Origin of the sequence: Sporosarcina sp. FA15 (assembly GCF_051550195.1) — a bacterium.
Classification (GTDB): domain Bacteria; phylum Bacillota; class Bacilli; order Bacillales_A; family Planococcaceae; genus Sporosarcina; species Sporosarcina psychrophila.
The window spans coordinates 2,717,633-2,732,232 of sequence record NZ_CP188818.1 but is presented as its reverse complement, the minus strand read 5'-3'; the positions used below and the strand labels follow the sequence as shown (position 1 = coordinate 2,732,232).

12 protein-coding genes are annotated in these 14,600 nt (G+C 38.7%); 11 read left to right on the top strand and 1 reads right to left on the bottom strand.

Translation table 11 applies throughout. The annotated features are described in order from the left end of the window. Positions 1 to 19: 19 nt before the first annotated feature. The 4 genes from ACP8HG_RS12910 to ACP8HG_RS12895 all read left to right on the top strand — a co-directional run bounded on the left by ACP8HG_RS12910 (position 20) and on the right by ACP8HG_RS12895 (position 4,131). Positions 20 to 994 carry an aminopeptidase gene (locus ACP8HG_RS12910; protein WP_187045733.1) on the top strand — a complete coding sequence of 325 codons (975 nt, stop codon included), beginning with the start codon at positions 20 to 22 and terminating at the stop codon, positions 992 to 994. Between the two features lie 305 nt (positions 995 to 1,299). Beyond that, a complete protein-coding gene (locus ACP8HG_RS12905; RefSeq protein WP_438296592.1) occupies positions 1,300 to 2,313 on the top strand; it encodes a TRAP transporter substrate-binding protein in 1,014 nt (337 codons plus the stop codon). Positions 2,314 to 2,332: 19 nt separating this feature from the next. Then, the gene (locus tag ACP8HG_RS12900; RefSeq protein ID WP_438296590.1) at positions 2,333 to 2,827 is read left to right on the top strand and encodes a TRAP transporter small permease; all 495 of its coding nucleotides are present in this window, start codon (positions 2,333 to 2,335) and stop codon (positions 2,825 to 2,827) included. Then, positions 2,824 to 4,131: a TRAP transporter large permease gene (locus tag ACP8HG_RS12895; RefSeq protein WP_438296588.1), complete on the top strand. Its 1,308-nt coding sequence runs from the start codon at positions 2,824 to 2,826 to the stop codon at positions 4,129 to 4,131. The genes ACP8HG_RS12900 and ACP8HG_RS12895 overlap by 4 nt, the downstream gene beginning before the upstream one ends. Positions 4,132 to 4,702: 571 nt before the next feature. Here the strand turns inward: ACP8HG_RS12895 and ACP8HG_RS12890 are convergent. Further along, the gene (locus ACP8HG_RS12890) at positions 4,703 to 5,599 is read right to left on the bottom strand and encodes a hypothetical protein (RefSeq protein ID WP_438296586.1); all 897 of its coding nucleotides are present in this window, start codon (positions 5,597 to 5,599) and stop codon (positions 4,703 to 4,705) included. Positions 5,600 to 6,836: 1,237 nt separating this feature from the next. On the opposite strand from ACP8HG_RS12890, the gene ACP8HG_RS12885 reads away from it, so the two are divergent. From ACP8HG_RS12885 to ACP8HG_RS12855, 7 genes are all read left to right on the top strand, one after another. Further along, the gene (locus tag ACP8HG_RS12885) at positions 6,837 to 7,859 is read left to right on the top strand and encodes a LacI family DNA-binding transcriptional regulator (protein ID WP_342538982.1); all 1,023 of its coding nucleotides are present in this window, start codon (positions 6,837 to 6,839) and stop codon (positions 7,857 to 7,859) included. A 103-nt stretch (positions 7,860 to 7,962) separates the two neighbouring features. Beyond that, a complete protein-coding gene (locus ACP8HG_RS12880; protein ID WP_187045723.1) occupies positions 7,963 to 9,114 on the top strand; it encodes a Gfo/Idh/MocA family protein in 1,152 nt (383 codons plus the stop codon). Between the two features lie 91 nt (positions 9,115 to 9,205). Next, positions 9,206 to 10,165, top strand: coding sequence for an ABC transporter permease (locus ACP8HG_RS12875; protein WP_187047979.1), 960 nt, complete (start codon positions 9,206 to 9,208; stop codon positions 10,163 to 10,165). 12 nt (positions 10,166 to 10,177) lie between these two features. Then, complete coding sequence (locus tag ACP8HG_RS12870) at positions 10,178 to 11,056, top strand: carbohydrate ABC transporter permease (RefSeq protein ID WP_354312163.1); 879 nt, start codon at positions 10,178 to 10,180, stop codon at positions 11,054 to 11,056. A gap of 16 nt (positions 11,057 to 11,072) precedes the next feature. Continuing rightward, positions 11,073 to 12,689, top strand: a complete 1,617-nt coding sequence (locus ACP8HG_RS12865) for an extracellular solute-binding protein (protein ID WP_187045721.1) — start codon at positions 11,073 to 11,075, stop codon at positions 12,687 to 12,689. A 68-nt stretch (positions 12,690 to 12,757) separates the two neighbouring features. After that, complete coding sequence (locus ACP8HG_RS12860) at positions 12,758 to 13,405, top strand: YesL family protein (protein WP_187045720.1); 648 nt, start codon at positions 12,758 to 12,760, stop codon at positions 13,403 to 13,405. A gap of 266 nt (positions 13,406 to 13,671) precedes the next feature. Beyond that, positions 13,672 to 14,403 carry a GntR family transcriptional regulator gene (locus ACP8HG_RS12855; protein ID WP_342538979.1) on the top strand — a complete coding sequence of 244 codons (732 nt, stop codon included), beginning with the start codon at positions 13,672 to 13,674 and terminating at the stop codon, positions 14,401 to 14,403. The last annotated feature ends 197 nt before the right edge of the window (positions 14,404 to 14,600 follow it).

Sequence of the window (14,600 nt, the reverse complement as noted above, 5' to 3'; positions counted from 1 at the left end):
CCAAAAGGAGAAAAGAGCTATGAAAGAAATGCTAAAAGAAGTGCCATTGGGTATCAGACAATTGTTTACTAGTATTACACATTTAAAAGAAGGAGAAAAGGTACTTGTCATCACTGATGATAATAAAAAAGAAATCGGTGAGTTCGTATATAAATATGCTAAAATGTTTTTTGAAACAACTATGATTGTAATGACGCCAAGGGAAGGGCACGGTGCTGAACCTACGGAAGCTGTCACAGCAGCATTAAATAATTGCGATGTTGCGTTTGGTGCAACCACGATGTCTCTATATCATTCAAAAGCCCGTTTAGATGCAAGTAAAAATGGACGATTACGCTGGATTGGACTTCAGGATTATGCCCTTCATATGTTTGAGTCAGGAGGATTAACGGCGGATTTTGACGAGGTTACAAGGGTAGTTAATCGTGTGGCTCCTTTTTATAAAGGGAAAACGTTTACACTTACTGCACCTGGTGGAACCAATATGGTTTGTAGTATAGAAGGACGTGAGCCTGTTTTGGATCATGGAACGGCAATTGTGCCTGGAGCTGCTTCATTTCCTCCGAATGCAGAAGTTGCGTTGGGACCGGTTGAAGGGACAGCTAATGGTGTATTAGTATTTGACGGAAGTATTCCACATCCTTTATTAAACTTAATTGATGAGCCAGTCAAATGTATTGTGAAGGACGGGTTTATTACAGAAATATTGGGTGGGCGTGAAGCAGATATATTACGTAAACTCTTAGCTGATTTCAATGATCCGACAGTTTATAATATTGCAGAACTCGGTCTCGGATTAAATAAAGAGAATTTCCTCTGTGGGCATATGGCGCCGGATGAAGGTTCTTTTGGAAATATCCATATTGGTATTGGAAAGAATTTGAACTTTGGTGGTCATGTAAACTCCCCATTGCATTTGGATTTGGTAATTAAGACCGTGACCTGCGAGATTGACGATCGCTTCATTATGAAAGATGGCGAATTGCTAGTATAACTAGGTAAATCATTCACAAAGAAATATTAATAAAAAACCTCTTGATATCATAAGTTGTTCCCGTTTGATGGCGAAAAGAACAACTCTATGTACCAAGAGGTTTCTATATGGTTTGTAACTTGTGAAAGCACTTAAATTACAAAAATGTCTACACAGAATAATAAACCGTCATATAAAGTAAGCGCTTACAATGTGTGGCTAAGATGAAACATTTAGCAACTACTTCTTATTTAATCTATTAAGCTCTCTTGTTGTAAAGGAAGAATAGTGAGAGGTAACGAAATATTGTATAGGAGGATGATTATATGAAAAAGATTAAAAAATTTACAGCTGTCATTCTATGCTTGTTTTTGATGCTAGTAGTAGCTGGATGTTCTTCTTCGGTTAGTGGTGAAGAAATAGGCAGAAAACGAATTATCAGCATAGCTACAGTTCAGCCGGAAAACCATTCCATCGTTCTAGGTTTAAATGCATTTAAAGAGTATGTAGAGGAAAAACTGGGCGACAGAATTGAAATAAAAATATTTACCAATGGTGTAATTGGTGGAAATTCAGAGGCGCTTGAATTACTACAGATGGGATCCTTGGACATGGTTGTTACAAGTGGAAGCAATTTAGAAGCATTTGCTGATGAATATAAGATTTTCAGTTTACCTTATTTATTTAAAGATGAAGCAAGTTTTCGCAAAGTTATGGACGAAGAAGAATTTATAGACAAGATTTACGAGTCTACAGCTGATAAGGGAATTCAGGGAGTCACTTGGTTTGCTAATGGTGTTAATAATTTCTATTCATCGAAGAAAATTGAAACACCGAAAGACCTGAAAGGCTTGAAGGTTCGTGTGCAGTCAAGTGAGGCGAACGTAAAGATGGTACAAGGCTTTGATGCAGCGGCAGTTGTTTTAGCATACGGTGAAGTCTATACTGCATTACAAAATAAGGTGATTGATGCTGGAGTGAATCCTGAGATGGCACTAGTTAATATGAAGCATGGAGAGGTTGCAAAATACTATTCTCGGACAGAACATCAGATTTTTACAGATATGTTTGTGGCAAGTACAAAGTTTTTGGATTCATTGACGGATGAAGAAGAAGAAGTTTTCCAAAATGCTTTTAAATTGAGTACCGAAGTTGCAAATGGAGAATGGGACAATCAGATTACAGAAGCAATCCAGGAGGCAACACTGATGGGAGTAGAGTTTATTACAGTGGATAAAGAACCATTTGAAGAACTACAAAAGCCGGTAAAAGAAAAGTTATTGAATGGAAATCCGGAATTGCAAACCCTGTATGACATAGTCCAAAACATCCAGAACTAAATGAAAGGAGAGGATGATAATGGAAAATATAAGAAGCATTATGGATAAAGTCCTTGCTGCGATATGTGCACTATTATTAGCTTTTATGACTTTACTTGCGACGTACCAGGTAATTACGCGGTACGTCTTCAAAGCTCCGAGTACAATGTCAGAAGATATGCTGAGTTATTCATTTGTTTGGGTTTCCTTGCTAGGCGCTGCACTCGTCTTTGGACAAAAAGACCATATGAGACTGTCCCTACTTTCAGATAAATTTAAAGGATCAGCTGGGCTTGTCTTATCAATTTTTACTGAATTGCTGATTATAGCGATTGCAGTAATTGTCTTTTTAGTCGGAGGAATAGATTTTGTCGGAGTAGGTGCACTACAGACTTCACCTACTTTAAATATTACTATGGACTTTGTTTATGCAATTCTTCCACTCAGTGGTATTTTGATAATAATCTACAATTTATTAAATATCATTCAATCTATCCAGAAATTTAACGATCGCGAAAAGGAGGAATTACAATGAGCGTAGCGGTATCAGCAGCTTTATTGATCCTTGTGACGATTGTTGTTCTACTACTACTTGGTATTCCAATTGGCATCACATTGATTGTTGCATCAATATTAGCTATTACACAATCGTTGGGTTTTTCGGCAGCGGTTCCTTCCTCTGCATTAAAAATGTTTCAGGGGATTAATATCTTTACACTATTAGCAATACCTTTCTTTATTCTGGCGGGAAATATAATGAATAAGGGGGGCATTGCCCTTCGTTTAATCAATCTAGCAACTGCAATGACAGGGAGGATTCCGGGCTCATTAGCTCATACTAATGTAGTAGCTAATATGCTATTTGGATCAGTATCTGGCTCGGGAACAGCGGCTGTATCTGCAATGGGAACAATCATGAGTCCTATTCAAAAAGAGAAGGGCTATGATGAGGATTTTACAGCAGCAATTAACATCGCAACCGCACCTACTGGACTGTTAATTCCACCCAGTACTGCTTTAATAACCTACGCGTTGGTGAGTGGTGGAACTTCAGTTGCAGCTCTTTTTCTTGGAGGCATACTTCCAGGTATATTATGGGGTTTAAGTTGTATGGTTGTGGCTTATTTTTATACAAAGAAGAAAGGATATATCGATACAAAACCAATATCATTTAAGGAATTTATTAAAGTTACACTAGATGCAATCCCCAGCCTGTTTTTGATTATTATAGTTATTGGTGGGATTGTTGGTGGTATATTCACTGCTACAGAAAGTGCTGCATTCGCAGTAGTCTACACCTTGCTTTTATCCACTATATTTTATAAAACATTAAAAATTAAAGAATTATATACAATTCTAGTTGATAGCGCGAAGTTGTCAGCGATTATTATGTTCTTAATCGGCGCTTCTAATATTATGGGCTGGGTCATGTCGTTTACTGGAATACCTAACATGATGGCTGATGTCATATTGGGGATTTCTGATAATCCTATCATTATCTTGTTGGCGATAAATCTTTTATTACTATTTGTAGGTACATTTTTGGATCTTACACCTGCGATTTTAATTTTCACACCTATTTTACTTCCTGTTTGCTTGGCATTAGGAATGACACCTTTACATTTTGGAATTATGCTTACGTTTAATCTCTGTATTGGAACGATTACCCCGCCAGTAGGGAATATTCTTTTTGCCGGTATTAAAGTGGCCGATAGGAAACTGGAAAAAGTTATGCCACATCTTTTAAGGTTTTATGGAGCGATTTTTGTTGTTCTTATGCTGGTAACCTATTTCCCATGGTTTTCATCATTCTTACCATCATTAGCTGGATACCGTTAATATATCATTTGAAATAATAAACAAGGGGCTGTGTGACAAACAGCTCCTTATTTGTATACCAAGTATTGGCGTATTCTAATGGAGGTTAATGTTATATCCTCAGATCAGGCGATTAGACATCATTAGAAAGATGGCGGAAACTAATTTCATACACAGGCACCGGCGTTTGTTTTTTAAAATTACTGCATCTTCAATGTAAGCAATACATCATAGATTGTGACGAGTGACGTTACCACAATATCCGGTCCGATATATGGGACACCCGATAGTCGGGCAAGTTGCTTCGATATGTCTTCAGTTAAATTGAAAAAACAAGAAAAGATTCAATAATAATGCCTCGCAATCACACGAATTAGAATTGAATTTGAAAACTTTGTTGTATTCAATAAGAATGAATACCATTGCATCTAGGTAGATTTAGTATGTATCGAAGTCTTGGCGAAGAAGGAAATTAGTATCTTAATTGAAAAAATCAATTGTCATCGTGGATCTCGAATTTAGGGAATAAATCCAATCAATTGAAATGAAAAAAAGTCAGCCAACTCTCAAAGTTGGCTGACTTTTTTGTTGTTTACTCCACCACGGAAATTTCACCGTGCTCCAAACTATAATAAAAGTTTTCGTCAGCTACTGTAACGAGAACATTGATTGTGGAGGGGTCCTCTTCGATTGGACGATACAGTAAAAGATCTTGATTTTGCGGTACTAGTAAATAGTCGGTACCGTCTTTATTGCGATATCGTTCGCCTTCAAAGTGCTCTGCAATTTCCGCCTCAAGAGCTTCTTTTGTTGTTGTGAAAGAAATTGTTTCTACCCAATCGTCGTAATACGTTACGAGTAATTCTTTCGCAGGGTATTGTTGAATCCAGTAATTTTGTATCATTTCATCAGGGCCTTCAGATTCTGGATTGCCAAGCTTTGCTTTCACTGCCGACGGTTTGTCGCCTTGTAGAACGCCGTAGATTAGGAATTGATCATTTTTCATACGGAACATAGGCGTTTCTTCTATTGAAGTAGATTTTTTGTATTCACCGCTGAGTATCAACTCAGATCCGTCAGTAATTTCATCATTGATGGTGAGCTGAAGCGCTGAGCCGTCCATCTTGATGATCATTTTGCAGTTTGCGGTAGCCTCGCAAGTAGCTTCGGCTTGATGGCCATCAATTGTTCCGTTCCCTTCAAAGGTAAGTGACTTCGGAGAAGAGTCTTCAGTAGTTGGCTGTAAGCCGCTTAATTTGTAGTCGAATTCAGATTCATCGTTCTCCGTAATGTGCAGCGTGCCAAGTATGTTGTCACTTAGGAAAAACCATTCTCCATTCCAAGGGCTTTCGGAGACGGTTTCGTTAGTAGGTGTCGGATTTTCTACTGGATCAGTTTTGCCACTGGGATTCTGATCTTTGTCGGGGCTGCATCCCGTTATAATGATTGCGAGAAGCAGGATGGCTGTTCGTGGTATCCACTTTTGCATATTGGTACCTCCATTTATTGGGTTGTTGTGCATTCAACTATACAGGAGATACATGACAATTACATGGTAGATAAGTGTGGGCTAGTTCTAAGTTGTCTAAGTAGTGTTTGATAAACCAATAGGTAAATTGAACACTTTGGAAGTTGTGAAAAGTTAAATATAAAGTAATCCGAAAAACAATAAATTCATTTGCTTTTAAAGACAGAAGTTATTACTTACAGTTTAAGATAAAAGACATCATAAAAGGTTTTAATGCGCTAAAGAACGACAAGATTCAATCGTTAATTCACTGAAAGTTGATTGTTTTACAATGAAACATCCGAACTGCATTTATTAATGCGTCTTGGGTGTTTTTTAATTATATTGGACCAAGATAATATGTCTTTGGTATTGAAGGAAACATAGTTCACGATATCTAACGAGCAAAAAATTGTGGTTGACCTGAAAGTAAATGAAACATAATATTTGAACGAGTTTTGTTTAATTGCTCTAAAGAAGAACTTTTGAACATAGAATATCAAAATTGACGTTTGAACTCGTGTTTAAAATTTTAACGGTGTTCAAAAAAGACTTGCAAATTAATTTTCTGATTGCTAGAATGATGTAAAGTTTAAATAGTCAGATAACTAAAAGACGTTCAAAAGGAGAGAATCAGATGAAAGGACCGGACGTCTTGGAAGAAAATCAGGGGAAGGCTTTTTAAATACTGAGGGGTAATAAGTGAAGAGATTTATCGATAGGGTGAGCATTAGTTGCTTGTCCGTTTATTGATGTAATCGAAACTTTTGACGGAGCTTAAGCTTGCAAAAGATGAAAATTGAGTGGGAAAGTGCTGATAGGGAATATAAGATACTTTTGCATACTACGGTTTACTAATAATGAGAAGACGGGAGATATACGGTCAGTATCGAATTGAAGTCCCAACTTTTATATGCCAGGGACCATCAATTAATATAAGGGGATGCGTAACACAGTTGTATTGTGATGTAACTTAGAGTTAGTAATCTTATTTGATAGACTATTTAAAAAACATGTTGACACCCGTAAAAATAGACTATATATTATTTGTAATAACAATTTTCCAACTATAGGGAAGTACCTCACATATTTTTTACCTAAAGTTGTACCTACAACCCATCCACGAACTGCTGTGAGTTTACTATTGTACTAAACTACATGGAAATTTGTAGTACAATAATGTAAAAGAAAACGGTTGCAAAAGAAAGAGGTAAATAAAATGGTGAGATTAAAAGATATTGCAGAGTATGTGGGTGTTTCAGTTACAACTGTTTCCCGTGTGATTAAAAATGATTCTTCTCGAAATGTGAATCCTGAAACAAAGAAAAAAGTTTGGCAGGCAGTAAAAGAGTTAGGATATACGCCAAATGAGTATGCGCGGCATCTTGTTGCATCTTCTAGGCAACAGAAAAAAAGAACGAAGAGAATTGCGTGGCTAGCTAGTCCACGCCTTGCAGAAACAAATCCGTATTTTTCTAAAATCTATTCTGGTATCAGCGAAACATTGAATAGCGCTGGATACACGTTGCTGCTGCTAAGTAATGAGGATTTGGAAGATGAGGCACTTTTCCATCAGATGATTCGTGAAAAGGAAGTTGAAGGGATATTACTAATTGATAAAGTGGATGAAAAAGTTCTTCTTGAGATTAAAGATTTACTTCCTGTTGTGGGTGTTGATTTTAACTACAGTGATCATGCGATTTCAACTGTAGATTATGATCGGGAGGATGCAGCGTGGAAGGCTGTAGAACATCTAGTGTCAAAAGGGCATCAGCGTATTGGATTCATGGGCGGTGAGATAGGAGCCGATATGGCCAGCGAAAAACGTTTCAAGGGCTTTAAAAAAGCGATGAATGAATTCGGATTGACTATTGATAAAAGTTGGGTGATTAATACAGGTTGGTGTTTGGAGCAAAGTTATAAGTCGGCGATGGATTTATTGAGTCAACCATCAACTAATCGTCCAACTGCTCTATTATGCGCGGGGGATTTGTTGGCGATTGCGGCGATGCGGGCAGCACATGAACTTGGACTTACTATACCTGATGATATCGGGTTTATTGGGATCGATAATAATGAAATGGCTCAATATGTCCATCCTTCATTGACAACAATATCGATTCCACAATATGAAATGGGTGTAATCGCGGCAAAAACGCTAATTAACCAAATTGAAGACCATCCGAACATTGATTTAAAAACGTTATTACCATTTAAATTAGTAGTACGTCAATCGACATGAAAACAGGTAATTAATTTCATTAGGTACATAAGGAAAACGTTTTCCTGAAATCGGGGGATAAGTACCCAAAGTGAAAAAATTTGGATATAGATGGGGTGGGGACATGAAGAAAGTAAGAATGGGAATTATAGGAGCGGGTTTACGCGGTGGACTTGCACACTACTGGCATAAGTCGGAAGGGGAATCTGAAGTTGTTGCAATTGCAGATATTTCTAATGAACGCATTGCCAAGTTCCAAGAGAAATATGAGACACCGTTATATCAAACAAATGACTATAAAGAACTGTTAAAGCGTAATGATATCGATGCGGTTGCCGTATTGTCGCCGGATTATTTGCATGAAGAACATGTTATCGCGGCTCTTGAAGCAGGTAAACATGTCTATTCTGAAAAACCACTTGCTATTACGGTCGAGGGATGTGACCGAATTATTGAAGCGTGGGAGAAATCAGGCAAGCACTTGATGGTCGGTTTCAATATGCGTTATATGAGCATGTACCAGACGATGAAGGAATTAATTGACTCAGGTGCAATTGGGGAATTAAAAGCAATTTGGGTTCGTCACTTCGTCGGCTTTGGCGGTTATTTCTACTACCACGATTGGCACGGGAAATCAGAAAATACAACGTCACTTCTGTTACAGAAAGGTTCACATGACCTTGACGTTATCCATTGGATTTCAGGCAAGTATACGACAAAGGTTTCTGCATTTGGGAGCCTTGATTACTACGGAGGGGATATGCCGAACGACTTAACATGTCCCGAGTGTGAGTTAAAGAATACGTGCCCTGAGTATGTAGCACATACATTTACGCAATGTGCATTCCGAGAAGAAATCGATGTGGAAGACAATAACATGCTTATTATGGAACTTGAGGGCGGCATTAAGGCATCGTATCTTCAATGTCACTTCACACCAGATTATAATCGTAACTACACATTCATTGGAACAGAAGGACGTATAGAGAATGATGATGTTAACGGAAAAATACACTTGAAAACGCGTAAAACAAACACATGGAAAGAGCTAAGTGATGTCACATACGATTTGAAACAAGAAGAAGGTAGCCATGGTGGGGCAGATCCGAAAATAACGCAAGACTTTATTGATTTAATCCTTCATGGTAAAGAGCCTCTTACTACGCCTTTCGCTGGAAGAATGAGTGTAGCGGTTGGATGTGCAGCAACAGAGTCAATTCGTGCAGGTGGTAAAGTCGTCAGGGTTTCACAAGAATCTAGCATCGTACACAGCTGAATGTGTTTGGAGGAAAAGGGGTCTGATCATGACGAATATTAGTGAGAGGGTAGGGTCTGCAGAGAAGAATGGCTTAAGTGAGGGAAAGAGGATGTTTAAAAGTCCTCAAAATAATCAGGGTCCCGAGAACGCGAGGAAAAGAAAAAAGGGAATTGGATGGAAAAAGGAAATCCGGAAAAACTGGGAACTTTATGTATTACTAACACCAGTCATTCTATACTTTCTTGTGTTCCATTACTTCCCGCTCTACGGTTTGCAAATTGCATTTAAAGATTTCATTGCGAATAAAGGGGTTACGGGCAGCCCTTGGGTAGGATTTAAGCACTTTGAGCGATTCTTTGATAGTTACTATTTCTGGAGACTTATTAAAAATACAGTCGGAATTGGTATTTTCACTTTATTGGTATCATTCCCAGTTCCGATTATATTGGCGCTCCTATTAAATGAAGTGAAAAGTTTACGTTATAAAAAATTCGTACAGACAGTTATCTACGCACCGCATTTCCTTTCAACAGTCGTTGTTGTGGGAATGATGCTACTGTTCTTGAAAACAGAGGGGCTAGTCAATCAGGTGGTTCGAATTTTCGGTGGGACACCAATCGATTTTATAACGGAGCCAGCTTGGTTTAAAAGTTTGTATGTATTGTCAGACGTCTGGCAAACGATGGGTTGGAGTTCAATTATTTACATTGCGGCATTAGCTGCAGTAGATCCTTCTCAACATGAAGCAGCAATGATTGATGGTGCATCAAGGTTCCAACGGATTATTAACATTAATATTCCTGCGATCATGCCTACAATCGTCATTCTCTTCATTTTGAATGCAGGGTCTGTTATGGCTGTTGGATTTGAAAAAGTATACCTTATGCAAAATGACTTGAATATGGTGACATCAGATGTCATCTCGACATTTGTGTATCGAAGCGGAATATTGGAAGCGCAATATAGCTTCTCTGCAGCAGTAGGACTATTCAACTCGCTCATTAACTTCTGTATGCTGATAATGGTCAATCAGATTGCGAAAAAAGTGAATGAGACAAGTCTATGGTAGGGGGTGGGTGCAGTGAGAGAGACGAAAACAGATCGTACGTTTACTATATTTAACTATGTGTTCCTTACCATTGTTGCCTTACTTGTCATCTATCCATTAGTTTTCGTGGTCAGTGCATCTCTAAGTAACCCACAATATGTGATATCGGGTGAGATGTGGTTATGGCCGAAGGAATTTACGCTAGAGGCATATGAAAAGGTCTTCAAAAACCAGGCTATAATTAATGGGTTTGTCAACACGTTGAAGTATACAGTATTTGGAACGATTTTGAATGTCATTATGACTATTTTAGCAGCGTATCCATTGTCACGAAGAGATTTAAAGGGACGTGGTGTTATTATGGCGTTTATCATCTTTACGATATTTTTCAGTGGGGGACTTATCCCGACATATCTACTTATTCGTGATCTTGGAATGCTAGATACTTTTTGGGTCATGATTATTCCGAATGCCGTTGCGGTTTGGAATATCATTATTATGAGAACGTTTTTCCAGGCTATTCCTCAAGAGTTGGAAGAGTCAGCCAAAATGGATGGCAGTGGGAATTTCAGAATTCTTTGGAGTATTGTGTTGCCATTATCATTTCCGGTTATTGCCGTCATGGTGCTATTCTATTCAGTCGGCCATTGGAATTCATACTTCCAGGCATTGATTTATTTACAGGATGAAAATAAGTTTCCACTGCAATTGATACTTAGGCAAATTCTGATTCAAGGTCAGACTGATGACATGATTCAAGCAACGTCGGAAAGCTTTTTAGCGCAACAACTCAGTGTTGAAGGGCTAAAATATGCAGTACTGATTGTTGCCAACTTACCGATGCTCATGCTGTATCCATTTTTACAAAGGTACTTCGTGAAAGGCGTTATGATAGGTTCACTAAAAGGCTAATAAGGGGGAGAATGGTTTGAAGAGAAGGTATTTTTCAAGCGTAGCAGTAACTTTATTGTTAACAGCGGGGATTTTGGGGGCTTGTTCAAAAGACGATGAACCTGCTGAAAAAGGCGAAAATGCTGGTAATGTAAACGCAACGGGTATGCCAATTGTTGAAGAAAAGATTCAAGTCGATGGATTTGCAGCGAAATTCTTCTCTTCACAAGACTGGGACAGCCTTATGCTTTGGGAAGAGTATGAGAAAATGTCGAATGTTGAAGTGAATTGGACAACCGTACAAATTGAGGGATTAGCAGAGAAACGCAACTTGATGCTTGCAGCTGGGGATTATCCCGATTTTTACTTCGCTTCAGCTTTATCCAAAACAGATTTGATCAAATACGGAGAACAAGGTGTATTTATATCGTTAAATGACTATATAGATGAATACGCACCGAATTTCAAACAGCTACTTGATAAGTACCCTTCGGTGAAACAAGGTGTTACGATGGCGGATGGAAATATTTATGGTTTCCCTGCAATTTATGACCCGGAATTCGAAGCTTTACGTGCAGGTACACCGTGGATAAATAAAGATTGGCTTGAAAAATTGGAACTCAAAGCACCTGAAACACCGGATGAATTGTATGTAGTATTGAAAGCGTTCAAAGAACAAGATCCGAATGGTAATGGTAAAGCGGATGAGCTTGGATGGGGGAGCGGCTATGGCGTTGCTGAATTCACTAGCTATTTACGCGGAACCTATGGCTTGAACAAACAAGGGTCTATGAACATCAACCTCGACTTTAAAGAAGGTACGGAGGAGTTCCGTTTTGTTCCGGCCACAGATGAATACAAGGAAATGCTAACATTCTTGAACAAGCTATATAAGGAAGGTTTAGTTAACCAGGATGTGTTTACGACTGAACCACAGACGTTTTCTGCAGAAGCATCTAAAGGGAATTATGGTATGTTGAGTGAGGTTGACCCGAAAGAATTACTAAAACTCGACGGTTATGTTGGTGTACCGGTTCTTGAAGGTCCTACGGGGGAACGTGCTTATAACACAGTTTCCACTGGACTTGGAAATCTTGGCATGTTCGTTTTGACGGATAAAGCAAAAAATCCAGAAGCAATGGTTCGCTGGATGGATCACTTCTATGGGGAAGAAGGCAATAAAATGTTCTTCATGGGCTTCGAGGGTGTGACGTATGAGGAAGATGCAGAAGGAAACTTCAAGTATCTACCTGAAATCACGGACAATCCGAATGGCCTAAATATGGACCAAGCGATTAGCGAATACTTGACTTGGCCAGGGGGCTATTATCCTGGAATCGTTAGACAGCAATACTTCCAAGGAGCAGAAGGAAAAGAAGCTACTGCTGCAAATGCTGCGCAAACAAAACCCTATCGCATAAAAGATGAAGATATTATTCCTGGACTCAACTATACACTAGAAGAGAATGATAAAGTCAGTGCAGTTATGACAGATGTTCAAACATATGTGGATGAAATGACTGCTGCCTTTATTACGGGGAAACAGGACTTTAGCAAGTGGGATGAATACAAGAAAACACTTAATAAGATGGGATTACAATCGTATCTTGAAGTTGCTCAAGAGGCATACGAGCGTATGCAAAAAGAACAATAAAATAAAAATCAAAACTCATATGAAGAGTTACCTTCATATGAGTTTTACCTTTTAATGGAGGTCATTACATGAGCGCAAACGGATGGAAAGGTAAACTTTATTGGTTCGTGGAAGTTGTAACAATGCTCGCGGTGTTGCAACTCATGTGGATTGGGTTGACACTACTTGGCCTAGTAGTTTTGGGCATATCACCGGCTACTGTAGGGTTATTCGTTGTCATGCGAAAAAGATTACAAGGTCAAGACAGTTTACGATCGCTAACAAGCAATTATTGGGCGACGTATAAAGCTGAGTTCATTAATTCGAATAAGATTGGTATTATTTTGATTGTCATTGGCTATTTTCTCGTTCTTAATTTGCGTATTGTGCTGACGATTAATGGGACCTTTGGATTGTTGATGATAACGTTGATGGTCATGATTTCGATTCTTTATGCTGTGATGGTGATGAATATTTTTCAAGTGTTTGCTAACTACGAACTGCCACTTTTACGATATTTCTCTGCATCGCTGTTACTAAGTATTTCCTACCCGATTCAAGTGATTGGATCTGTTATGGGACTTTATGTGTTTTACCGAGGATTCCTGATTATTCCGGGGTTGCTTCCGTTTTTCGGAATCAGTGTATCGATTCTATTTTTAACATGGATGTCCTCGCAAATTTTCCGTTTGAAAGGTGAATCGGATGGTTCATTTCAAGTGGAAGAAGTTAAATGAATACCAATAATAAACTGAGCGAAGGCGCCATTTGATACCAGTAACTGGGTGCCAGATAGCACAGTGGTCATATTTAGGACGGGAGGCATCCCCGAGCGCCGGAGCGGATTTGAAGAAAATCTATATTTCAACCCTTCACAGGCATGAAATGGACAATTTGTAAGGGTTCTATTCCTGATTAGCATAATGGCGTGTTCAATTGTTGCGAGTCTTGTTGAAATGATGGTAGATTGAAGAGTAAGAACTATGAAAAAGGATGAAGTGTGATGAAACCATTAGATCAAGGAAGTATCATTCCATTATATCATCAATTGAAACAAAGATTAGATACACGCATCCGAGCAGGGGAATGGAAGCCAGGCGATAAAATTGATTCGGAAAATATCTTGATGGACATATTTCATGTGAGTCGGAATACAGCGAAGAAAGCGATTGAAGAATTGGTCCAGGAGGGCGTACTTTATCGGATACAAGGAAAAGGCACCTTTGTTTCTAGACCTAAATTTGAACAATCATTAACTGGATTTTATAGCTTTAGCCGTGTTTTACGTGAAAAGGGACTGCATCCTACTGACCGTGTACTTGAAGTAAAGGAAGTTGCCCCTTCTGCAACTGTGAGAGCGGGATTGCAGCTTCCAGCGGGTGAAAATGTAATTGAAATGAAAAGGCTACGCTGTGCGGATGGAGAACCGATTATTCTTGAATCATCATTTATGCCGAAATCAGTTATTCAAGATATGGCTGTTTTGTATGAAGTCGGAACCTCATCATTGTACGATTTGTTGGATGAACGTTATGGCGTGATAGTTGTCCGTGCGAAAGAAACCTTTGAACCCGTTTTAATAAGGGAAGAGGAAAGTGACCTTCTCGAGACGGACGTTGGAAAACCTGCTTTGCTTTTGGAAAGAACAGCATATGATACGAATGGGCAACCAGTAGAATTTTGTATTTCGATTGTGCGGGGAGATCGTTGTAGATTTTACACAGAATTAGTATAAACTCATGGAATTTTCTATGGGTTTATTTGTGTTGCTAAATATGTTGAACAAATGATTACCTGTATAACCCAAGCGAAGGCGCCTTATAAGGGATAACCGAAGCTGCTGGGTTTATGGCGGGAGGCATCCCCTAGCGCCGTAGAGGATTTGAAGGGTATCTTTATTTCAACATATATGATTCAATTCGAACATTACTC